This window comes from Pseudomonas sp. GW822-FHT04C11 (assembly GCF_058800905.1).
Genome location: NZ_JBXAMS010000002.1, coordinates 479,461 through 502,757 on the forward strand (window position 1 = coordinate 479,461; position 23,297 = coordinate 502,757).

A 23,297-nucleotide genomic window follows, 5' to 3' on the forward strand; every position below is an offset into this window, starting at 1 on the left:
CCTGACCCCTTATACGGCCATCAGGTCCTTTTCTTTGTCTTCAGTGAGCTTATTGATCTGAGCCTCGAAGTCTTTGATCAACTTGTCGATATCGGCACTCGCGCGACGCTCTTCGTCTTCGCTGATTTCCTTATCCTTGACCAGCTTCTTCAGGTCGCCCAGTGCATCACGGCGAATATTACGCACCGCGACACGAGCATCTTCGGCTGCGCTGCGCGCCTGCTTGGTGAAGCCCTTGCGGGTTTCCTCGGTCAAGGCCGGCATGGAGATCAGCAGCAACTCACCCAGGTTCGTCGGGTTGAGGTTCAGGCCAGCACTCTGGATCGCCTTGTCGACCGCGGCGAGCATGTTGCGCTCGAAAGCCACGACTTGCAGGGTCCGGGAGTCCTTCACGGTGACGTTGGCCACACTGCTCAAAGGAGTATCCGAACCGTAGTAAGGCACCATCACGCTGCCCAGGATGCTTGGGTGCGCCTTGCCTGTACGAATCTGACCAAAAGCGTGGGCCAGGGACTCCAGGGATTTGGTCATGCGCTCTTGAGCGTCTTTCTTGATTTCGTTGATCATTGCTCGCCTTCCTCGATCAGGGTTCCTTCAGCGCCGCCATGTACGATGTTCAGCAGGGCGCCGGGCTTGTTCATATTAAATACGCGCAGCGGCATCTTGTGGTCGCGGCACAGGCAAATAGCCGTCAGATCCATCACACCCAGCTTGCGATCCAGTACTTCATCGTAGGTCAGATGATCGAACTTCTCGGCATGCGGGTCTTTGAATGGGTCAGCGGTGTACACACCATCAACCTTGGTCGCCTTCAACACAACGTCAGCATCGATCTCGATCGCACGCAAACAGGCTGCCGAGTCGGTGGTGAAGAACGGGTTGCCGGTACCGGCAGCGAAAATGACCACTTCCTTGGAGTTCAGGTGACGCATGGCTTTGCGGCGATCGTAGTGATCGGTCACGCCTACCATCGAAATAGCCGACATCACGATGGCCGAGATATTCGCACGTTCCAGCGCATCACGCATGGCCAGGGCGTTCATCACAGTGGCAAGCATGCCCATGTGGTCGCCAGTCACCCGATCCATGCCGGCCGCACTCAGTGCCGCGCCGCGGAACAGATTACCACCACCAATCACCAGACCGACCTGAACACCGATACCGACCAGTTGGCCGACTTCCAGTGCCATGCGATCCAGAACCTTGGGGTCGATCCCGAACTCTTCGGAGCCCATCAAGGCCTCGCCGCTAAGCTTGAGTAGAATGCGTTTATAGCGAGCCTGATAACCACTGCCCTGCTGAGCCATTGCGAATCTCTCCTGCGGCGTATTTTAAAAAATTCTTTGCGGGCTGTTTGCAGCCTGCGTTTACTCTAACGTGACGCTGTCACAGCGCCATCGGAACACGGCTTTGTAAGCCAGTTCCGACGGAAAACCAAATAAATTGGCTTCCCCATCTGAAAAGAGGCTGCGCGCGTAAGCGGGCAGCCTCTTCAGGGCGACAGTTAAAAAACCGTCTTACTGCTTGGCAGCAGCCAGTTGAGCAGCAACTTCTTCAGCGAAGTTGTCGACTGGCTTCTCGATGCCTTCGCCTACTTTGAAGTAAGTGAAAGAAACGATTTCAGCACCGGCTTTCTTGGCCAGTTCGCCAACCTTGATTTCAGGGTTCTTGACGAACGCCTGCTCAACCAGGCTCGCTTCAGCCAGGAACTTGCTGATACGGCCTTTGACCATGTTTTCAACGATGTTTTCTGGCTTGCCGGCGATTTTGTCAGCGTTGAGGGTCAGGAACACGCCTTTCTCGCGCTCGATCGCTTCAGCGGAAACTTCCGACGGCAGCAGGAATTCAGGGTTGGTAGCCGCTACGTGCATAGCGATGTCTTTGGCCAGCTCAACGTCGCCGCCCTTCAGAACAACAGCTACACCGATCTTGTTGCCGTGCAGGTAACCACCAACAACATCACCTTCAACGCGAGTCAGGCGACGGATGTTGACGTTTTCGCCAACCTTGCCGACCAATACCAGGCGAGCAGCTTCTTGAGCTTCGATCAGAGGCTCAACGGTAGTCATCTTGTCGGCGAACGCTTTTTCAACGCTAGCAGCAACAAATACCTTGAAGTCGTCCTGCAGAGCCAGGAAGTCAGTCTGCGAGTTCACTTCCAGCAGGACTGCGGATTTACCGTCTTCTTTCAGAGCGATCGCGCCTTCAGCAGCAACGTTGCCTGCTTTTTTGGCAGCCTTGATGGCGCCCGAAGCACGCATGTCATCAATGGCTTTTTCGATGTCGCCGCCAGCCTTGGTCAAGGCTTTCTTGCAGTCCATCATGCCTTCGCCAGTACGCTCGCGCAGTTCTTTGACCAACGCTGCAGTAATCTCTGCCATTTCAAAATTCCTCTTGGATAGGTTATCAACCATTCCACCCGATCGAACGGGCGTTCAATTCTTCCCGAACCACCCTTGTTAGCTGCTGCACATTACAGATGCAGTAGCGGCATCCTGAAAACAGGCGCCAACAAATGGTTTTCGAGGTGGCAAAAAGGGGGCCAAGCCCCCTTTTTGCTTACTGAGTCAACGCCAAGGCGTCAATTACTCAGCTGCTGCTACCGGAGCTTCTTCAACGAACTGCTCGGTGCCGCCAGCAACGTGGTTGCGACCGCGGATTACAGCGTCAGCCATCGAACCCATGTACAGCTGGATAGCGCGGATTGCGTCATCGTTGCCTGGGATGATGTAGTCAACGCCTTCCGGGCTGCTGTTGGTATCGACTACGCCGATAACCGGGATGCCCAGCTTGTTGGCTTCGGTGATCGCGATGCGCTCGTGATCAACGTCGATAACGAACAGTGCGTCAGGCAGACCGCCCATGTCCTTGATACCACCCAGGGAACGATCGAGCTTTTCCAGGTCGCGAGTGCGCATCAGCGCCTCTTTCTTGGTCAGCTTGGCGAAAGTACCGTCTTCGGCTTGCACTTCAAGGTCACGCAGACGCTTGATGGAAGCACGGATGGTTTTGAAGTTGGTCAGCATGCCGCCCAACCAGCGGTGATCGACGTACGGCGAACCGCAACGTGCTGCTTCTTCAGCAACGATCTTGCCAGCGGAACGCTTGGTGCCGACGAACAGAATCTTGTTTTTGCCCTGGGCCAGACGCTCTACGAAAGTCAGAGCTTCGTTGAACATTGGCAGGGTTTTTTCAAGGTTGATGATGTGGATCTTGTTACGCGCGCCGAAAATGTACTTACCCATTTTCGGGTTCCAGTAACGGGTCTGGTGACCGAAGTGCACACCGGCCTTCAGCATATCGCGCATGTTGACTTGGGACATGATAGTTCCTTAATAAGTCGGGTTTGGCCTCCACGTATCCCAATGACCAACCAGCAGCATCAGCTGAAGGCACCCAGGTCATCGTGTCGACACGTGTGTGGATTTAAGCTTTTCGGGGTATACCCGGAAAGCGGCGCATTTTATATCACAAGGAGGGCGAAAACGAAACCCGGATTCTTAAAACCTGATCAGTGCTTTGGTTACGGCCCTTGGAATCCCCCCAGAATGCGCCATTCTATAGAGAGAAGCGATGCACAGAGGCGCGGATTCGCCGTGATCGTCTGTTAGAATCGTGTTTTTCAGGGCTGCGAGCAGCATCACGCAGGCCCATTCCGTATAGAAAGCGCCACTGAGCGTAGAGAGAACCTGTATGACCGTCACCCTCAAAACCCCAGAGGACATCGCAAAAATGCGGATCGCCGGCAAGCTTGCCGCCGATGTGCTGGAAATGATTGCCGAATACGTCAAGCCGGGCGTCACGACCGAAGAGCTGGACCGCATCTGCCACGACTACATCGTCAACGAGCAGAAAGCCATCCCTGCCCCGCTCAACTACAAAGGCTTTCCGAAGTCGATCTGCACCTCGATCAACCACGTGGTCTGCCACGGCATCCCGAACGAGAAGCCGCTGAAAGACGGCGACACGCTGAACATCGACGTCACCGTGATCAAGGATGGCTATCACGGCGACACCAGCCGCATGTTCCACGTCGGCACCGTGCCGGTCTGGGCCGAGCGCCTGTCGCAGGTCACCCAGGAATGCATGTACAAGGCCATCGAACTGGTCAAGCCCGGCTGCCGCCTCGGCGATATCGGCGAAGTCATCCAGAAGCACGCTGAAAAGAACGGCTTCTCGGTGGTTCGCGAGTTCTGCGGCCATGGCATCGGCAAGGTGTTCCACGAAGAACCGCAAATCCTGCATTACGGCCGCGCCGGTACCGGCATGGAACTGAAAGCCGGCATGACCTTCACCATCGAGCCGATGATCAATCAGGGCCGTGCCGACACCAAGGTCCTCGGCGATGGCTGGACCGCGATCACCAAGGATCGCAAGCTGTCGGCCCAGTGGGAACACACCCTGCTGGTGACCGAAACCGGCTACGAGATCTTCACCCTGCGCAGCGATGACACCATCCCTCGCGTTTCGGCCTGATCCGACAAGTTCTGCACCCAGCCTATAGAAGGAAAGCCAATCGATGCCGCAGGTGGATCCCGAACTCTTCGACCGCGGCCAGTTCCAGGCCGAACTGGCCCTGAAGGCAAGCCCGATCGCGGCCTTCAAGAAGGCCATCCGCCAGGCACAAGAGGTGCTCGACGCGCGATTTCGCAGCGGACGGGATATTCGCCGGCTGATAGAAGATCGCGCCTGGTTCGTCGACAACATCCTGCAACAGGCCTGGGAGCAGTTCAATTGGAGTGAAGACGCCGACATCGCGCTGGTCGCGGTCGGCGGCTACGGTCGCGGCGAACTGCACCCCTACTCCGACATCGATTTGCTGATTCTGCTGGACAACGCCGATCACGAAGTTTTCCGCGACTCCATCGAGCGTTTTCTGACGCTGCTATGGGACATCGGCCTGGAAGTTGGCCAGAGCGTACGCTCGGTGGACGAATGCGCCGAACAAGCCCGCGCCGACCTGACCATCATCACCAACCTGATGGAGAGCCGCACCATTGCCGGCCCCGAGCACTTGCGCCAGCGCATGCTCGATGTCACCAGCACTGAGCACATGTGGCCGGCCAAGGATTTTTTCCTGGCCAAACGTGCTGAACAGAAGGCCCGTCACCACAAATACAACGACACCGAATACAACCTGGAACCCAACGTCAAAGGCTCGCCTGGCGGCCTACGGGATATTCAGACGATTCTGTGGGTGGCACGCCGCCAATACGGCACGCTGAACCTGCGCGCACTGGCGGGCGAAGGCTTCCTGGTCGAAAGCGAAAACGCCCTGCTGGCCTCATCCCAGGAGTTTTTGTGGAAGGTCCGCTACGCCCTGCACATGCTCGCTGGCCGCGCCGAAGACCGCCTGCTGTTCGATCACCAGCGCTCGATCGCCGGGCTGCTGGGCTTTGAAGGCGATGACGCCAAGCACGCCATCGAAAACTTCATGCAGCAGTACTACCGGGTGGTGATGAGCATTGCCCAGCTCAGCGACCTGATCATCCAGCATTTCGAGGAAGTCATCCTCGCGCCGGAAGATGAAGCGCCGCCGCAACCGATCAACTCGCGCTTCCAGTTGCATGACGGCTACATCGAGGCGATCAACACCAACGTGTTCAGACGCACACCGTTTGCCATGCTGGAAATTTTCGTGCTGATGGCCCAACAGCCGGAAATCAAGGGCGTGCGGGCTGACACCATTCGTCTGCTGCGCGAACACCGGCACCTGATCGATGACGACTTCCGCAACGACATTCGCAATACCAGCCTGTTCATCGAACTGTTCAAATGCAAGATCGGTATCCACCGTAACCTGCGACGGATGAACCGTTACGGCATTCTCGGGCGCTACCTGCCAGAGTTCGGTTTTATCGTCGGGCAGATGCAGCACGACCTGTTCCATATTTATACGGTCGACGCCCACACCCTGAACCTGATCAAACACCTGCGTAAGCTGCAGTACACCCAGGTGTCCGAGAAATTCCCGCTGGCCAGCAAGCTCATGGGCAAGCTGCCCAAGCCGGAGCTGATCTATCTTGCCGGGCTGTACCACGACATCGGCAAGGGCCGGCATGGCGATCACTCGGATATCGGGGCGGTCGACGCCGAAGCGTTTTGCCAACGCCATCAACTGCCCCTGTGGGACAGCCGACTGATTGTCTGGCTGGTGCAAAACCACCTGGTGATGTCGACCACCGCCCAGCGCAAAGACCTGTCCGACCCGCAAGTGATCCACGACTTCGCGCAGATCGTCGGCGACGAAACCCGCCTCGACTACCTGTACGTGCTGACCGTTTCGGACATCAACGCCACCAACCCGACGCTGTGGAACTCCTGGCGCGCCAGTCTGTTGCGCCAGCTCTACACCGAAACCAAGCGCGCCTTGCGCCGTGGCCTGGAAAACCCGGTCGATCGCGAAGAACAGATCCGCCAGACCCAACGCGCCGCCCTGGATATTCTGGTACGCGGCGGCACTGACCCGGATGATGTCGAACAGCTCTGGTCGCAACTGGGCGACGATTATTTCCTGCGTCACACCGCTGGCGACGTGGCCTGGCACACTGAGGCGATCCTCCAGCAGCCAGCCGACGGCGGGCCACTGGTACTGATCAAGGAAACCACCCAGCGCGAGTTCGAGGGCGGCACGCAGATCTTCATCTATGCGCCGGACCAGCACGACTTCTTCGCCGTGACCGTGGCGGCGATGGACCAGCTCAACCTGAACATTCACGACGCCCGGGTGATCACCTCGACCAGCCAGTTCACCCTCGACACCTATATCGTGCTCGACACTGACGGCGACTCGATTGGCGACAACCCGGCGCGGGTCAAGCAGATCCGCGACGGCCTGACCGAGGCCCTGCGCAATCCGGACAACTACCCGACCATCATCCAGCGTCGGGTGCCGCGTCAGCTCAAGCATTTTGCGTTCGCACCGCAAGTGACGATCCACAACGACGCCCAGCGTCAGGTGACGGTGCTGGAACTCAGCGCCCCCGACCGTCCGGGCCTGTTGGCACGGATCGGAACAATCTTTCTCGAATTCGACCTGTCGCTGCAGAATGCCAAGATTGCCACCCTCGGCGAGCGGGTCGAAGACGTGTTCTTCATCACCGACGCGAGCAATCACCCGTTGTCCGACCCGCAACTGTGCAGTCGCTTGCAGGATGCGATCGTCGAACAACTGAGCGTCAGCCCCGAACCCTCTATCGAACTGTCGCGCATCAGCATCTGAATGCGCGCCATGATTTAACTGCTTTTGAGTGAGACCCCGCACCGATGAACAACGCTCTGAACCAGCTCCAGCCTTACCCGTTCGAGAAACTGCGCGCCCTGCTCGGTGCGGTGACGCCAAACCCGGACAAGCGCCCGATTGCGTTGTCCATCGGCGAACCGAAGCACCGTTCGCCAAGCTTTGTCGCTGAAGCGCTGGCGAGCAATCTGGATCAGATGGCGGTGTACCCGACCACGCTTGGCACCCCGGCCCTGCGGGAAGCCATTGCCGGCTGGTGCGAGCGGCGCTTTGGCGTACCGAGTGGCTGGATCGATCCGGCGCGCAACGTGCTGCCGGTCAACGGCACTCGCGAAGCGCTGTTCGCCTTCACCCAGACCGTGGTCAATCGCGGCGACGACGCACTGATCGTCAGTCCGAACCCGTTCTACCAGATCTATGAAGGCGCAGCGTTCCTCGCAGGTGCCAAGCCACATTACCTGCCGTGCCTGGATGAAAACGGCTTCAACCCGGACTTCGATGCGGTATCGGACGATATCTGGAAGCGCTGCCAGATCCTCTTCCTGTGCTCGCCAGGCAACCCGACGGGTGCGCTGATCCCGGTCGAAACCCTGAAAAAACTGATCGCCCTGGCCGATGAACACGACTTCGTGATCGCTGCCGACGAGTGCTACAGCGAGCTTTACTTCAACGAACAGACCCCACCGCCAGGCCTGCTCAGCGCCTGCGTGGAACTGGGTCGCAAGGATTTCAAACGCTGCGTGGTGTTCCACAGCCTGTCCAAGCGTTCCAACCTGCCGGGCCTGCGCTCGGGTTTCGTCGCCGGCGATGCCGAGATTCTCAAGGGCTTCCTGCTGTATCGCACCTACCATGGCTGCGCCATGCCGGTTCAGACCCAACTCGCCAGCGTTGCCGCGTGGAATGACGAAGTGCATGTGCGGGCCAACCGTGCGCTGTACCGCGAGAAGTACGATGCGGTACTGGAAATCCTCAGCCCGGTGATGGACGTACAGCGCCCGGACGGCGGTTTCTACCTGTGGCCGAACGTCGAAGGCGATGATGCCGCGTTCTGCCGTGACCTGTTTGTCGAAGAACACGTGACGGTGGTGCCGGGTTCGTACCTGTCCCGAGAGGTTGACGGTTTCAATCCGGGGGCTGGCCGGGTACGCCTGGCATTGGTCGCGCCTTTGGCGGAATGCGTTGAAGCGGCAGAACGGATTCGCGACTTCATTCTGCGCCGTCGATAACAGTTACATCGCCCGCAGGAGTTGCCGCAGGCAGCTCCTGCATGAAATCCGACCAGAGTTCCCGATCAATCGCCGTTGAAGTGCCATATTGGTCGCTTAAGCTGCCCGCTGACAGCTGCCATCGGCAATGCGACAAAGCCCGGTCATGGCCGACGCCGAACCCGCTCGCTCATGGCATAATCCTTGATCTTTTATTTCCAGCACCTCCAAAGGGGGGCAATTCCTTGACCGCTTCAAGCAAAACGTTGCACCTTTTCGGCATCAAAGCCTGCGACACCATGAAAAAGGCGCGCACCTGGCTCGATGAAAACGCTGTGCATTTTGACTTTCATGATTACAAAACGGCCGGAATCGACCGTGAACACCTGACCCAGTGGTGCAACGAGCACGGCTGGCAAGTGGTGCTCAACCGTGCAGGCACGACCTTTCGCAAACTCGACGACGAACGTAAAGCCGATCTCGACCAGGCGAAAGCTATCGAATTGATGCTCGCACAACCTTCGATGATCAAGCGCCCGGTGCTCGATCTCGGTGACCGAACCCTGATTGGCTTCAAGCCAGACATTTACGCGGCAGCGCTCAAGTAAGCCAGCCCGTTCAATTTTGTTAGAGGTATAAACATGTCCACTACCCTGTTCAGCCTGGCCTTTGGTGTCGGCACTCAAAACCGTCAAGGTGCATGGCTGGAAGTGTTTTACGCAGCTCCGGTACTCAAGCCATCGGCTGAGCTGGTCGCCGCTGTCGCGCCGATTCTGGGCTACACCGAAGGCAATCAGGCTATCGCTTTCACTACCGCCCAGGCCGCGCAACTGGCTGAAGCCCTGAAAGGTGCCGACGCAGCTCAAGCGGCGTTGCTGACCCGCCTGGCCGAAAGCCACAAGCCGCTGGTCGCCACCCTGCTGGCCGAAGACGCACAACTGAGCTCCACCCCTGAGGCCTACCTCAAGCTGCACCTGCTGTCCCATCGCCTGGTCAAGCCACACGGCCTGAACCTGGCCGGGATCTTCCCGTTGCTGCCGAACGTGGCCTGGACCAGCCAGGGCGCAATCGACCTGAACGAACTGGCCGAGCATCAACTGGAAGCCCGTCTGCGTGGCGAGCTGCTGGAAGTGTTCTCGGTCGACAAGTTCCCGAAAATGACCGATTACGTCGTACCGGCTGGCGTGCGTATCGCTGACGCGGCACGTATTCGTCTGGGTGCCTACGTGGGCGAAGGCACCACCGTGATGCACGAAGGTTTCGTCAACTTCAACGCCGGCACCGAAGGCCCTGGCATGATCGAAGGCCGCGTCTCTGCGGGCGTGTTCGTCGGCAAGGGTTCGGACCTGGGCGGCGGTTGCTCGACCATGGGCACCCTGTCGGGCGGCGGCAACATCGTGATCAAGGTCGGCGAAGGCTGCCTGATCGGCGCCAACGCCGGTATCGGCATTCCATTGGGCGACCGCAACACTGTTGAGTCGGGCCTGTACGTGACCGCTGGCACCAAAGTGGCACTGCTGGACGAGAACAACAAACTGGTCAAAGTGCTCAAGGCCCGCGAACTGGCCGGCCAGCCTGACCTGTTGTTCCGCCGCAATTCGGAGACCGGTGCCGTGGAATGCAAAACCCACAAATCGGCCATCGAACTGAACGAAGCGCTGCACGCTCACAACTAAGCAGAGCGTCAAACACCCCCTGTAGGAGCAAAGCTTGCTCGCGATGCTTTTGGCGGCCTCAAGGGCCCCATCGCGAGCAAGCTCTGCTCCTACAGGGCCAGGCGTACACCCGCCCATGTTTATCAGGGCCCGATGGCATGATGATTCCTTCTCCCTGGCGCGCCGATTTTCCGGCCATCGCCGCTCTGCAACGGCAAGACCAGACCTATCTGGACAACGCCGCCACCACCCAGAAACCCCAAGCCCTGCTCGATGCGCTGGCGCACTACTACGCCAACGGCGCGGCCAACGTTCATCGTGCGCAACACCTGCCCGGCGCCCATGCCACGCAGGCGTTCGAAGGCAGCCGCAGCAAAGTCGCGCATTGGCTCAATGCCGGCAACAGCGGGCAAATCATCTTTACCCACGGCGCAACCTCTGCGCTGAACCTCCTGGCCTACGGCCTGGAACACCTTTTCAATCCGGGCGATGAAGTTGTCATCAGCGCCCTGGAACACCACGCCAACCTGTTGCCATGGCAGCAATTGGCGCACCGTCGCGAGCTGAAACTGCTGGTGTTGCCACTGGATGCGGACGGTCTGATCGATCTCGACGCCGCCGCCCGGTTGATCGGCCCGCGCACGCGATTGCTGGCGGTCAGCCAGTTGTCCAACGTGCTCGGCGCATGGCAGCCGTTAGCGCCGTTACTGGCGCTGGCCAAGGCGCAGAACGCCTTGACCGTGGTCGATGGCGCCCAAGGCGTGGTCCATGGCCGCCATGACGTGCAGGCACTGGGTTGCGACTTTTACGTTTTTTCCAGCCACAAACTCTATGGCCCGGACGGTCTCGGCGTGCTGTATGGCCGCAACGAAGCCTTGCAGCAGTTGCGCCCATGGCAGTTCGGCGGCGAGATGGTGCTGGACGCCAACTACCACGACGCACGCTTCCGCCCAGCCCCGCTGGGCTTTGAAGCCGGCACACCGCCGATTGCCAGCGTGATTGGCCTGGGCGCGACCCTCGACTATCTCGCCGGTCTCGACCAGGACGCCGTGTGCGCCCACGAAGCCGCGCTGCATGATTACCTGTTGAAGGGCTTGCAGGCGCGCAATGGCATTCGCCTGTTGGGCAAACCACAACTGGCGCTGGCCAGTTTTGTCGTCGAAGGCGTGCACAACGCCGATTTGGCGCATCTGCTCACCGAACAGGGCATCGCCGTACGCGCCGGACACCACTGCGCGATGCCGTTGCTGAAAAGCTTTGAACTGGCGGGAGCGATTCGGGTTTCGTTGGCGCTGTACAACGACTCGGAAGACCTTGAGCGCTTTTTCGAAGCCCTTGATCAAGCGCTGGAGTTGTTGCGATGAGCCTGCCAGCGGATGCCATTACGGCACTGGAAACCTTTCAGGCCGCTGCCGGCTGGGAACAACGCGCTCGCTTGCTGATGCAATGGGGCGAACGGCTTCCGCCGTTGAGCGATGCAGACAAGACCGAGGCCAATCGCGTACACGGCTGCGAAAGTCAGGTGTGGTTGGTTGGCGCGTTGCAGGACGGCCATTGGCAGTTTGCTGCCAGCAGCGATGCACGATTGATTCGCGGGTTGGTGGCGTTGCTGCTGGCGCGGGTCAACGGCTTGACTGCCGCCGAGTTGCAACAGGTGGATTTGCCCGATTGGTTCAATCAACTGGGGTTATCGCGACAACTGTCGTCGTCGCGCAGCAATGGCCTCAATGCGGTGTTGCAGCGGATGAATGAGTTGGCCGCCTGACACCAGTGGCGAGGGAGCTTGCTCCCGTCGGCTGGTCCGCGTTCGGGCGCAGCAGTCGTAAATCGATGAATACGGTGTGTCTGACAACCTGCGGCGCTCGATTTTTGGGTCGCTTCGCGACCCAGCGGGAGCAAGCTCCCTCGCCACAACAGCAGGATTATTGCGCCGGTTTGATCTTGTCTGCCGGGCGCCGCACACCCGCCACAATCTTATCCACAGCCTTGGTCGCGGCGACCATGCCAAAGGTCGCGGTCACCATCATCACCGCGCCAAAACCACCTGCGCAGTCGAGTTTCACCCCATCGCCGACAAAGCTCTTCTGCAAGCAAATGCTGCCATCGGGTTTCGGATAGCGCAGTTGCTCGGTGGAGAACACGCACGGCACGCTGTAGTGACGGGTCACAGTGCGCGAGAAACCATAATCGCGACGCAACGTGGAGCGCACTTTCGAGGCCAGCGGGTCATTGAAGGTACGGTTCAGGTCACACACCTGGATCAGCGTCGGATCGATCTGCCCGCCCGCACCGCCCGTGGTGATGATCTGGATCTTGCGACGTTTGCACCAGGCGATCAGCGCAGCCTTGGCGTTGACGCTGTCGATGCAGTCGATCACGCAGTCGATATTTGGCGTGATGTACTCGGCCATGGTTTCGCGGGTGACGAAATCCGCCACCGCGTGCACGGTGCACTCCGGGTTGATCCCGCGCAGGCGCTCGGCCATCACCTCGACCTTGGGTTTGCCGACAGTACTGTCCAGTGCATGCAACTGGCGATTGACGTTGCTGACGCACACGTCATCGAGGTCGAACAGCGAGATTTCGCCGACACCGCAACGGGCCATGGCTTCCGCCGCCCAGGAACCGACGCCACCGACGCCAACAATCGCCACATGGGCCGCGCGCAAACGCGCCAGGCCTTCGATGCCATACAAGCGGGCAATGCCAGCAAACCGCGGATCTTCTGTACTCATGACCACTACCCTAAAAACCGGCGCGCATTATAGGGCCGATACGTGCCAAGAACATCTTTGCGCTATAAACGGCAGCAGGTCGTGCTTTATTTGTGCCGGCATATGTACATTTTTTGTCACACAAAAGAACTTAAGCGAAGATGGCTTGCCCAATGTCCGGCTTTTTTCTGTCTGCTGTACGCTCAGTTGAACGCCAGTGTAGGATGCGCGCCGATTGGCGCGTGCCAACCGTCCCCTCGTTCCACACCTTTTGGAACCCGATATAGCTATGTCATCGCGTAAATTTGGACTCAATCTGGTGGTAGTGCTGGCGATTGCCGCGCTGTTCACCGGTTTCTGGGCGCTGATCAACCGCCCCGTCACGACCCCCAACTGGCCTGAGCAGATCTCCGGTTTTTCTTACTCGCCGTTCCAGCAAGGCCAGTTCCCACAGAAAAACCAGTTCCCGTCCGACGATGAAATGCGTCGCGACCTGGAGATCATGAGCAAGCTGACCGACAACATTCGGACCTACTCCGTCGACGGTACGCTGGAGGACATCCCGAAACTGGCGGAAGAATTCGGCCTGCGCGTGACGCTCGGGATCTGGATCAGCCCCGATCTTGAGCGTAACGAGCGCGAGATCCAGCGCGCCATCGAACTGGCCAACAGTTCGCGCAGCGTCGTGCGCGTGGTGGTCGGTAACGAAGCGATCTTCCGTAAGGAAATCACCGCCGAGCAATTGAGCGTGATCCTCGATCGCGTGCGCGCAGCGGTAAAGGTCCCGGTGACCACGTCCGAGCAGTGGCACGTCTGGGAAGAAAACCCGATGCTGGCCAAGCACGTCGACCTGATCGCGGCTCACATCCTGCCGTATTGGGAATTCATCCCGGTGGACCAGGCCGGCCAGTTTGTTCTGGATCGTGCCCGCGACCTGAAAAAACTCTTCCCGAAAAAACCGCTGCTGCTGTCCGAAGTGGGCTGGCCGAGCAATGGCCGCATGCGCGGTGGTGCTGATGCGACCCCGGCGGATCAGGCGATTTACCTGCGTACGCTGGTGAACAAGCTCAACCGCCAGGGCTTCAACTACTTCGTGATCGAAGCGTTTGACCAGCCATGGAAAGCCAGCGACGAAGGTTCGGTAGGCGCCTATTGGGGCGTGTTCAACGCTGCGCGTCAGCAGAAATTCAACTTCGAAGGCCCGGTCGTAGCGATTCCGCAATGGCGAGTACTGGCGGTCGGCTCCGTGGTCCTGGCGTTGTTGTCCCTGACCCTGCTGATGATCGACGGCTCGGCCCTGCGCCAGCGCGGTCGGACCTTCCTGACCTTCACCGCGTTCCTCGGCGGTTCGGCACTGGTGTGGATCGGTTACGACTACAGCCAGCAATACAGCACCTGGTTCAGCCTGACGGTGGGCTTCCTGCTCGCCCTCGGTGCGCTCGGGGTATTTATCGTATTGCTGACCGAAGCCCACGAACTGGCCGAGACCGTCTGGACCCACAAACGTCGGCGTGAATTCCTGCCGGTGGTGGGCGACTCGGACTACCGTCCGAAAGTCTCGATCCATGTGCCGTGCTACAACGAGCCGCCGGAGATGGTCAAACAGACCCTCAACGCCCTGGCCAACCTCGACTATCCGGACTTCGAAGTCCTGATCATCGACAACAACACCAAGGACCCGGCCGTCTGGGAACCGGTGCAGGCCTATTGCGAAACCCTGGGCCCGCGCTTCAAGTTCTTCCACGTCTCGCCATTGGCCGGTTTCAAGGGCGGCGCGCTGAACTACCTGATCCCGCACACTGCCAAGGATGCCGAAGTCATCGCGGTGATCGACTCGGACTACTGCGTCGACCCGAACTGGCTCAAGCACATGGTGCCGCACTTCGCCGATCCGAAAATCGCCGTGGTGCAGTCGCCACAGGATTATCGCGACCAGAACGAAAGCACCTTCAAGAAGCTCTGCTACGCGGAATACAAAGGCTTCTTCCACATCGGCATGGTGACCCGTAACGACCGTGACGCGATCATCCAGCACGGCACCATGACCATGACCCGTCGCTCGGTGCTCGAAGAGCTCGGCTGGGCTGACTGGTGCATCTGCGAAGACGCCGAATTGGGTCTGCGGGTGTTCGAAAAAGGCCTGTCGGCGGCGTACTACCACAACAGTTACGGCAAGGGCCTGATGCCCGATACCTTTATCGACTTCAAGAAACAGCGTTTCCGCTGGGCCTACGGAGCGATTCAGATCATCAAGCGGCACACCGCCAGCCTGTTGCGTGGCAAGGACACCGAACTGACCCGTGGCCAGCGTTACCACTTCCTCGCGGGCTGGTTGCCGTGGGTCGCGGATGGCATGAACATCTTCTTCACCGTCGGCGCCCTGCTCTGGTCGGCGGCGATGATCATCGTGCCGCAACGGGTCGATCCACCGCTGCTGATCTTCGCAATCCCGCCCCTGGCGCTGTTTGTGTTCAAGGTGGGCAAGATCATTTTCCTCTACCGCCGTGCGGTCGGGGTCAACCTGAAGGATGCATTCTGCGCGGCATTGGCCGGTCTGGCGTTGTCGCACACCATCGCCAAAGCGGTGCTGTACGGTTTCTTCACCAGCAGCATTCCGTTTTTCCGTACCCCGAAAAATGCCGATAACCACGGCTTCTGGGTAGCGATTTCGGAAGCGCGCGAAGAGCTGTTCATCATGCTGCTGTTGTGGGGCGCGGCACTGGGGATTTACCTGGTGCAGGGCATCCCGAGCAACGACATGCGCTTCTGGGTGACCATGTTGCTGGTGCAGTCGCTGCCGTATCTGGCTGCGCTGATCATGGCCTTCCTGTCTTCGCTGCCAAAACCTGCGCCAGAAACCGAGCCGGCACCTGCCGCTTAAATCTGCGCAAACCACTAAACGGCGGCCTCTGGCCGCCGTTTTGCTTTAAGATATCTGCCATTTTGTGGGGCCAGCCCCAATTCCTGTAGGAGCAAAGCTTGCTCGCGATTACGCGACTCGGTGTAACAGAAAGTCCTCATAATCGTTCATCGCGAGCAAGCTTTGCTCCTACACAATAAGCTTCCGGAGTTCTCACATGACGGCCCACGCCGACCTTTCGCCGACCCTCCAACTCGCCATCGACCTGATCCGTCGTCCGTCCGTGACGCCGGTCGACGCCGATTGCCAGAAGCAGATGATGCAGCGCCTGGGCGATGCCGGTTTTGCGCTTGAGCCGATGCGCATCGAGGATGTGGATAACTTCTGGGCCACCCACGGCAAACACGAAGGCCCAGTGCTGTGCTTCGCCGGTCACACCGACGTGGTGCCGACCGGTCCGGTGCAGGCCTGGCAAATCGATCCGTTCGACGCGGTGATCGACGAACACGGCATGCTCTGCGGCCGTGGCGCGGCGGACATGAAAGGCAGCCTGGCCTCCATGACCGTGGCGGCCGAACGTTTTGTCGCCGACTACCCGGACCACAAGGGCAAGGTCGCCTTCCTGATCACCAGCGACGAAGAAGGCCCGGCGCATCACGGCACTAAAGCAGTGGTCGAACGCCTCGCAGCGCGCAAAGAGCGTCTGGACTGGTGCATCGTCGGCGAACCGTCGAGCACCACGCTGGTCGGTGACGTGGTCAAGAACGGCCGTCGCGGCTCCCTTGGCGCCAAGCTCACCGTGCGCGGTGTGCAAGGTCACGTGGCCTACCCGCACCTGGCGAAGAACCCGATCCACCTCGCCGCCCCGGCCCTGGCCGAACTGGCCGCCGAGCACTGGGACCACGGCAACGATTTCTTCCCGCCGACCAGTTTCCAGATTTCCAACGTCAACTCCGGCACCGGCGCGACCAACGTCATTCCCGGTGATCTGGTGGCGGTGTTCAACTTCCGTTTCTCCACCGAGTCGACCGTCGAAGGCCTGCAACAGCGGGTGGCCGATATCCTCGACAAACATGGCCTGGACTGGCACATCGATTGGGCGCTGTCCGGCCTGCCGTTCCTCACCGAGCCGGGTGCCCTGCTCGATGCGGTGTCGGCAAGCATCAAGACCATCACCGGTCGCGACACCAAGGCGTCCACCAGCGGTGGTACTTCGGACGGGCGCTTCATCGCCACCATGGGTACGCAAGTGGTCGAGCTTGGCCCGGTCAACGCGACGATTCACCAGGTCAACGAGCGCGTGCTGGCCAGCGACCTCGATCTGCTGACTGAAATCTACTACCAGACCCTGATCAAGTTGCTCGCCTGATGCTTGCCTGTCCTATCTGCAGTGCGCCGCTGAACGCGGTCGACAACGGCGTCGCGTGCCCGGCCGGGCATCGCTTCGACCGCGCCCGCCAGGGTTACCTGAACCTGCTGCCGGTGCAGCACAAGAACAGCCGTGACCCAGGCGACAACCAGGCGATGGTTGAAGCCCGTCGCGACTTCTTGAACGCTGGGCATTACGCGCCAGTGGCCAAGCGTCTCGCCGAGCTGGCCGCTGAACGTGCGCCACAGCGCTGGCTGGACATCGGTTGTGGCGAGGGTTACTACACCGCGCAAATCGCCGACGCGCTGCCAAATGCCGACGGCTACGCGCTGGATATCTCCCGCGAAGCGGTCAAGCGTGCCTGCAAACGTAACCCGCAGCTGACCTGGTTGATCGCCAGCATGGCCCGGGTGCCGTTGGCCGATGCCAGCTGCCAGTTCCTTGCCAGCGTGTTCAGCCCGCTCGACTGGCAGGAAGCCAAACGCCTGCTCAGCCCGGGTGGCGGCTTGATGAAAGTCGGGCCGACCAGCGGCCATTTGATGGAACTGCGTGAGCGTCTGTATGACGAAGTGCGCGAATACACTGATGACAAGCACCTGGCCCTGGTGCCGGAAGGCATGACGCTGCAACACAGCGAAATCCTCGAATTCAAACTGAACCTGGTCAGCGGCCAGGACCGCGCCAACCTGCTGGCCATGACGCCTCACGGCTGGCGCGCGAGTGCCGAACGCCGGGCGGCCGTCATCGAACAGGCCGAGCCGTTCGAGGTCAGTGTGTCGATGCGCTACGATTACTTCGTTCTGCAGTAATTATTTCAGAGCAACCCTTAAACTTTTGGTCTTGAGCAGTGGCTTGAGACCGGCTAAATCCGCGAATGGATTTTTCGAAACCCGCAGTGAGGAACATCCATGCGCCAACCCGATATCGAGATTTACCTGAAAGACGCCGACGTCGACTACAAGGCTATTGCCACCTGGCTCGGCGCGGCGCTGGGTCCTTGCACCGACTGGGTTCAGAAAGGTCAGACCTACAAGTGCAAGGCCGGCAACGTGCCTGTGACCTGGCTGCCAAAAGCCGTGGGCAAGTGGAACAGCCTGTACCTGGAAAGCGACCAGACGCCGTGGGACGACGACATCGCCTGCGCCCGCGCCGCCTTTGCCGCACTGAATGTCGAAGTGCGCTGCGCGCCAGGGACCTGGGTCGAGGAAGAAGGTGAAGAGACGGCGGATCGCTGGATTCGGATCAGCGTCGACGGTGAAGAAGAGATCACCTGGAAAACCGCTTAACCCTGCTAGACAGCCGTGTGGCGAGGGGGCTTGCCCCCGTTCGACTGCGCAGCAGCCGTAAAACCAGCGAACGCGTACTTCCTGAAACACTGCGTTTGCTGAATTTGGGGCCGCTTCGCGACCCAACGCGGGCAAGCCCGCTCGCCACAGGGAATGATGGTGATTTCGCAGTCCGTGGGTTACAGGCCGACTACATCCTCAGCCTGCAAACCTTTCTGCCCATCGACCACGGCGTATTCAACCTGCTGGCCTTCGGCCAACGAGCGGTGGCCTTCGCCACGGATCGCGCGGTAATGCACGAACACGTCTGCCCCGTCCTCACGCTGAATGAAGCCGTAGCCCTTGGCGTCGTTGAACCACTTCACGTTGCCGGTCTCGCGCGTTGCCATCAATCAATCCCCCTATTTTTATTATTGGTCGGCGTGCTCATGAACACGCCTTGTGAACGTTTGCCAGCGCTCGGTTGACTGTAAGAAACAGCGCCGATAGTGGCAAACGACTGGCCGAGTATATGACAGTGGTAAAAACTCTCAACTCAAGATTACTTCGGCGCTTTTTTGCCGATTTTCGACGAATACGGCACACTACCGGCCCCGAGCGCTTGCTCGGTTTTTTCAACTAAAGCAGAAGCCGTATGACCCGCTCCCCGTTCCGCCGTCTGGTGTTTGGCGCCTTGCGCCGACTGTTGTACCTCTGGGTTCGCTCGGAGACGATCAATCAGTCGTCCTTCACCCTCAACCTCGACCGCAGTCGTCCGGTGTTCTACGTCCTGCAAAATCCTTCGCTGACTGATCTTGCCGTGGTCGATACCGAATGCAGCAAGGCCGGACTGCCGCGTCCGGTGCTGCCGACATCAGTGGGCAATCTGCTGGAGCCTGCAGCGTTTTTCTACCTGACGCCTGAGCCCGACTGGCTCGGCCGCCAGGACAAGCGCGGCGCACCGCCCACCCTGACCCGGCTGGTCAGCGCCTTGAGCCAGAATGGCGCCGAAGACGCGCAGATCATCCCGGTCAGCGTGTTCTGGGGCCAGTCGCCGGACAGCGAATCGAGCCCGTGGAAACTGCTCTTCGCTGATAGCTGGGCGGTGACCGGACGTCTGCGCCGACTGCTGAGCATTATGATCCTGGGGCGCAAGACCCGCGTGCAATTCTCCGCGCCGATCCACCTGCGCGAGTTGATCGAGCACAACAAGGGCCATGAACGCACCGTGCGCATGGCCCAACGCATTTTGCGGGTGCACTTTCGCAACCTCAAAGCCGCGGTCATCGGCCCAGACATTTCCCACCGTCGCAACCTGGTCAAAGGCCTGCTGAATCAGCCACTGGTCAAACAGGCGATCCTCGACGAAGCCGAGCGTGAAAACATTTCACCCGAGAAAGCCAAGGCGCAGGCTCTGCGTTACGGCAACGAAATTGCCTCGGACTACACCTACACCGCGATCCGTTTTCTGGAAGTGGTGCTGAGCTGGTTCTGGAACAAGATCTACGACGGGATCAAGGTCAACCACATCGAAGGCGTGCAGAAAGTCGCCCAAGGTCACGAAGTGATCTACGTGCCGTGCCATCGCAGCCACATCGATTACCTGCTGCTCTCCTACCTGCTGTTTCGCAACGGCCTGACGCCGCCGCACGTCGCCGCCGGGATCAACCTCAACATGCCGGTGATCGGCAGCCTGCTGCGGCGCGGCGGGGCGTTCTTCATGCGCCGCACCTTCAAGGGCAATCCGCTCTACACCTCGGTGTTCAACGAATACCTGCACACGCTGTTCACCAAAGGCTTCCCGGTGGAGTACTTCGTCGAGGGCGGCCGTTCGCGCACCGGGCGCATGCTGCAACCGAAAACCGGGATGCTGGCGATCACCCTGCGCAGCTTCCTGCGTTCGTCGCGCATGCCGATCGTTTTCATCCCGGTATACATCGGTTACGAGCGGGTACTCGAAGGCCGGACCTACCTCGGCGAACTGCGTGGCGCAAGCAAGAAGAAAGAGTCGATCTTCGACATTTTCAGAGTCATCGGCGCGCTCAAGCAGCGCTTCGGCCAGGTGGCGGTGAACTTCGGCGAGCCGATCAAACTGGCGGAGTTCCTCGACAGCGAGCAACCGGATTGGCGCACCCAGGAGCTTGGCCCACAGTTCAGGCCAGCCTGGCTCAACGAAACCACCAACCGCCTCGGCGAGCGCGTGGCGCGGCACTTGAACGAAGCGGCCGCGATCAATCCGGTGAACCTGGTGGCGCTGGCCCTGCTCTCCACCAGCCGTCTGGCGCTGGACGATCGCGCCATGGCGCGGGTGCTCGATTTGTACCTGGCCTTGCTGCGCAAAGTGCCTTACTCGCCACACACCACGCTGCCGGAAGGTGACGGCCGGGCGTTGATCGAACACGTCAAGGACATGGACCTGCTCTCTGAGCAAAGCGATGCGCTGGGCAAGATTCTTTACCTGGACGAGCAAAACGCCGTCCTGATGACCTACTACCGCAACAACGTGCTGCACATTTTCGCCCTGCCGGCGTTGCTTGCGAGCTTCTTCCAGAGCGCCTCGCGCATGAGCCGCGAACAAGTCCTGCGCTACGCGCGCGCGCTGTATCCGTACCTGCAATCGGAGCTGTTCATTCGCTGGTCGCTGGACGAACTGGATGCGGTGATCGACCAATGGCTCGAAGCCTTTGTCGAACAGGGCCTGCTGCGTTTCGAGAACAACGTGTACTTGCGCCCGGCGCCAAGCTCCCGGCATTTCGTGTTGCTGACCTTGCTGTCCAAGAGCATCGCGCAGACCTTGCAGCGCTTCTACATGACCGTTTCCCTGCTGCTCAACAGCGGCCAGAACACCCTCAGCGCCGAAGAACTGGAAGACCTGTGCACGGTCATGGCCCAGCGCCTGTCGATCCTGCACGGCCTGAACGCCCCGGAGTTCTTCGACAAGAGCCTGTTCCGCCACTTCATCCAGACCCTGCTGAACCTCGACGTGCTCAAGCGCGACGAAGCCGGCAAGCTGAGCCACCACGAACTGCTCGGCGAACTGGCTGAAGGCGCGGCCAAACGCGTGTTGCCGGCGGAGATTCGCTTGTCGATCCGTCAAGTGGCGCTGCATCGCAGCGAAGATGCGGCGGATCAACCCGCACCTGCGCTGCAAACCGACTAAATGATTTAAAGCCGTCCGCGGTCCGTTAATTGCTTTTATCGAACAAGGAAACTGCCATGCTCCGCTCTACCTTTCGCTTCGCCGGCCTCTGTGCTGGCCTGCTGATCTCCGCCAACGCGCTGGCCCTGTCGCTGGGCAGTCTTTCCCAGGGAGAAGCCTCGGGCGGTCTCAAGGACGCCCTGGCCCAAGGGGCCGTAGCGGCCGTCACCACGCTCGGCAAACCGGGCGGTTTCAGCAACAACCCTGAAGTGAAGATCGAACTGCCGGGCAAACTGGGCAAGGTCGCCAGCAAGATGAAACAGTTCGGCATGGGGGACCAGGTCGATCAACTGGAAACCAGCATGAACAAGGCGGCGGAAGCGGCCATGCCGCAGGCCCAGGCGCTGCTGGTGGATGCGGTGAAAAAGATGACCGTGACCGATGCCAAGGGCATCCTCACCGGCGGCAAGGATTCGGCCACCCAATACCTGGACAAGACCAGCCGCGAACAAATCCGCGCCAAGTTCCTGCCGATCGTCAAACAAGCCACTGACCAGGTGGGCCTGGCCAAGCAGTACAACTCGTTCGCCAGCCAGGCGGCAACCTTCGGCGTGCTCGATGCCAAGAGTGCCAACGTTGAAGGCTACGTGACGGAAAAAGCCCTGGACGGCCTGTTCAAGATGATCGCCCAGAAAGAAGAAGGCATCCGCGCCAACCCGGCGGAAGCCGCGACCAGCCTGGCGAAGAAAGTCTTCGGCGCGCTGTAACCCTCCCCCCGCTGATCGTTCCCACGCGCGGGAACGATCAATACAAGCGGGCTTGCCTTAATGCCTGTAAGTCAAAGAATGTCAGCCTCGGCACATTCCCTGTAGCAGCTGGCGCAGCCTGCGTTAGGTCTGGGCCGCATCCGGACGAAGCGGTCGCAAATAGGCGATATGCGGTGTCCCTGAAAGGACGAAGTTTGCCATTTTGTGAGCGCTTCGCACTCGAACGCAGGCTTCGCCAGCTGCTACAGGGTCGCGTAACGGCTTGACTATGGGGATTAGGGCTTGCCCGCCCCCACATCAGTTTGGTGGTGTTTAATTGCATGGCGACTGCGTTCGTCACAAGCCACAGCGTCTTGCGTTGCGCCCTACACCTACGCCAGAATCCGCCGGCTTGTGCGCTTGGGCACTGGGCTCTATCGTCTCCGGGTCGCTGAAAATCAGCGATCGGGTTTGGTAGCCCGTTCTTCATCAGGCGCATAGTGTCACCTCTCGTAGAGCCATTTTTCGGTCTCTACTAAATGGTGGCTATGCGCAGGGCGCCTTCGGGTGCGCCGGGATCCTGGTGACCGGTCTACCAACCTGCGTATGGCCGCCACCCAAATCGTTTGGTAGCGATGGTGTCGGCTCCTATGTTCATCAGGAGATTCACCATGTTCAAGCCCACACCCAATCCCCCCGAAGCCGACGCCGAAAGCGTCTCCCCCTATGCGTCCCTCGACTCGAAAGAACTCCACGCCGCCGCCCACCGGGCGCTCGATCATTACCTGCTGTTACCTGAAACCAAGAAGTTGCTGACCGACCGCCGGCCCAGCTGCATCTTCGTCATCGCCCCGGAAGTCGACAGCGAAACCCTGCTGGCCCACGCCTGCGAAACCCTGGCCTCGGCCAATGTCATGGCCAGCGACCTGGCGTTTGAACTCGACGGCCCCAAACGCAACAGCGCACTGGCGATTCAGCAGATGGTCGCCCTGGCGGAACTGGCGGTAAACCGCGCGCTGGATAACATTGATCAGCCAGAGACTTAACAGCACCACCGCGTAGGAGCAGCGCCAGGCTGCGATCTTTTGATGTTTGGATCGCAGC

The 23,297-nt window shown here is 59.8% G+C and carries 20 protein-coding genes; 14 read left to right on the forward strand and 6 right to left on the reverse strand.

The window, feature by feature from the left end; all coding sequences use genetic code 11:
- Window positions 1-9 precede the first annotated feature (9 nt).
- From frr to rpsB, 4 genes are all read right to left on the reverse strand, one after another.
- Window positions 10-567, reverse strand: coding sequence for a ribosome recycling factor (gene frr, locus AC1RJ3_RS05065; protein ID WP_019692087.1), 558 nt, complete (start codon window positions 565-567; stop codon window positions 10-12).
- On the reverse strand, window positions 564-1,307 hold the full coding sequence (gene pyrH, locus AC1RJ3_RS05070) for a UMP kinase (protein ID WP_011059526.1): 744 nt from the start codon (window positions 1,305-1,307) through the stop codon (window positions 564-566). The genes frr and pyrH overlap by 4 nt, the downstream gene beginning before the upstream one ends.
- 210 nt (window positions 1,308-1,517) lie before the next feature.
- Entirely contained in the window at window positions 1,518-2,381 is an 864-nt protein-coding gene (gene tsf, locus AC1RJ3_RS05075) for a translation elongation factor Ts (RefSeq protein ID WP_054595910.1), read from the reverse strand.
- A 204-nt stretch (window positions 2,382-2,585) separates the two neighbouring features.
- Window positions 2,586-3,323: a 30S ribosomal protein S2 gene (rpsB, locus tag AC1RJ3_RS05080; protein ID WP_003219330.1), complete on the reverse strand. Its 738-nt coding sequence runs from the start codon at window positions 3,321-3,323 to the stop codon at window positions 2,586-2,588.
- Between the two features lie 370 nt (window positions 3,324-3,693).
- Here rpsB and map point away from each other — a divergent pair, with 370 nt between their 5' ends.
- From map to AC1RJ3_RS05115, 7 genes are all read left to right on the forward strand, one after another.
- Complete coding sequence (gene map, locus AC1RJ3_RS05085) at window positions 3,694-4,476, forward strand: type I methionyl aminopeptidase (protein WP_054595909.1); 783 nt, start codon at window positions 3,694-3,696, stop codon at window positions 4,474-4,476.
- A gap of 43 nt (window positions 4,477-4,519) precedes the next feature.
- Window positions 4,520-7,222 carry a [protein-PII] uridylyltransferase gene (locus tag AC1RJ3_RS05090; RefSeq protein WP_054595908.1) on the forward strand — a complete coding sequence of 901 codons (2,703 nt, stop codon included), beginning with the start codon at window positions 4,520-4,522 and terminating at the stop codon, window positions 7,220-7,222.
- Window positions 7,223-7,266: 44 nt separating this feature from the next.
- Window positions 7,267-8,466, forward strand: a complete 1,200-nt coding sequence (gene dapC, locus AC1RJ3_RS05095; protein WP_493077736.1) for a succinyldiaminopimelate transaminase — start codon at window positions 7,267-7,269, stop codon at window positions 8,464-8,466.
- 278 nt (window positions 8,467-8,744) lie between these two features.
- A complete protein-coding gene (locus tag AC1RJ3_RS05100; RefSeq protein ID WP_237142995.1) occupies window positions 8,745-9,053 on the forward strand; it encodes an arsenate reductase in 309 nt (102 codons plus the stop codon).
- Between the two features lie 33 nt (window positions 9,054-9,086).
- Window positions 9,087-10,121, forward strand: coding sequence for a 2,3,4,5-tetrahydropyridine-2,6-dicarboxylate N-succinyltransferase (gene dapD, locus AC1RJ3_RS05105; protein WP_493077738.1), 1,035 nt, complete (start codon window positions 9,087-9,089; stop codon window positions 10,119-10,121).
- Window positions 10,122-10,258: 137 nt separating this feature from the next.
- Window positions 10,259-11,464 carry an aminotransferase class V-fold PLP-dependent enzyme gene (locus tag AC1RJ3_RS05110; RefSeq protein ID WP_493077740.1) on the forward strand — a complete coding sequence of 402 codons (1,206 nt, stop codon included), beginning with the start codon at window positions 10,259-10,261 and terminating at the stop codon, window positions 11,462-11,464.
- A complete protein-coding gene (locus AC1RJ3_RS05115; RefSeq protein ID WP_493077742.1) occupies window positions 11,461-11,865 on the forward strand; it encodes a SufE family protein in 405 nt (134 codons plus the stop codon). Before AC1RJ3_RS05110 ends, AC1RJ3_RS05115 begins: the two co-directional genes overlap by 4 nt.
- Window positions 11,866-12,022: 157 nt before the next feature.
- Here the strand turns inward: AC1RJ3_RS05115 and tcdA are convergent, their stop codons facing one another.
- A complete protein-coding gene (tcdA, locus tag AC1RJ3_RS05120) occupies window positions 12,023-12,835 on the reverse strand; it encodes a tRNA cyclic N6-threonylcarbamoyladenosine(37) synthase TcdA (protein ID WP_347929079.1) in 813 nt (270 codons plus the stop codon).
- A gap of 268 nt (window positions 12,836-13,103) precedes the next feature.
- On the opposite strand from tcdA, the gene AC1RJ3_RS05125 reads away from it, so the two are divergent.
- The 4 genes from AC1RJ3_RS05125 (at window position 13,104) to AC1RJ3_RS05140 (ending at window position 18,329) form a co-directional block, all read left to right on the forward strand.
- Window positions 13,104-15,695 carry a glycosyltransferase gene (locus AC1RJ3_RS05125; RefSeq protein WP_054595901.1) on the forward strand — a complete coding sequence of 864 codons (2,592 nt, stop codon included), beginning with the start codon at window positions 13,104-13,106 and terminating at the stop codon, window positions 15,693-15,695.
- A gap of 196 nt (window positions 15,696-15,891) precedes the next feature.
- Window positions 15,892-17,043: a succinyl-diaminopimelate desuccinylase gene (gene dapE / locus AC1RJ3_RS05130; RefSeq protein ID WP_477771728.1), complete on the forward strand. Its 1,152-nt coding sequence runs from the start codon at window positions 15,892-15,894 to the stop codon at window positions 17,041-17,043.
- Complete coding sequence (locus AC1RJ3_RS05135) at window positions 17,043-17,852, forward strand: putative RNA methyltransferase (protein ID WP_347929076.1); 810 nt, start codon at window positions 17,043-17,045, stop codon at window positions 17,850-17,852. Before dapE ends, AC1RJ3_RS05135 begins: the two co-directional genes overlap by 1 nt.
- A 99-nt stretch (window positions 17,853-17,951) precedes the next feature.
- Window positions 17,952-18,329: a hypothetical protein gene (locus AC1RJ3_RS05140; protein ID WP_054595899.1), complete on the forward strand. Its 378-nt coding sequence runs from the start codon at window positions 17,952-17,954 to the stop codon at window positions 18,327-18,329.
- 179 nt (window positions 18,330-18,508) lie between these two features.
- On the opposite strand, the gene AC1RJ3_RS05145 is transcribed toward AC1RJ3_RS05140, so the two are convergent.
- Window positions 18,509-18,718: a cold shock domain-containing protein gene (locus tag AC1RJ3_RS05145; protein ID WP_054595898.1), complete on the reverse strand. Its 210-nt coding sequence runs from the start codon at window positions 18,716-18,718 to the stop codon at window positions 18,509-18,511.
- Window positions 18,719-18,963: 245 nt separating this feature from the next.
- Between AC1RJ3_RS05145 and plsB the strand changes: the two genes are divergently transcribed.
- From plsB to AC1RJ3_RS05160, 3 genes are all read left to right on the forward strand, one after another.
- Window positions 18,964-21,468, forward strand: a complete 2,505-nt coding sequence (gene plsB, locus AC1RJ3_RS05150) for a glycerol-3-phosphate 1-O-acyltransferase PlsB (RefSeq protein ID WP_493077746.1) — start codon at window positions 18,964-18,966, stop codon at window positions 21,466-21,468.
- A gap of 56 nt (window positions 21,469-21,524) precedes the next feature.
- The gene (locus tag AC1RJ3_RS05155) at window positions 21,525-22,214 is read left to right on the forward strand and encodes a DUF4197 domain-containing protein (protein ID WP_493077748.1); all 690 of its coding nucleotides are present in this window, start codon (window positions 21,525-21,527) and stop codon (window positions 22,212-22,214) included.
- Between the two features lie 650 nt (window positions 22,215-22,864).
- Window positions 22,865-23,239, forward strand: coding sequence for a DUF6124 family protein (locus AC1RJ3_RS05160; RefSeq protein WP_103315527.1), 375 nt, complete (start codon window positions 22,865-22,867; stop codon window positions 23,237-23,239).
- Window positions 23,240-23,297 lie beyond the last annotated feature (58 nt).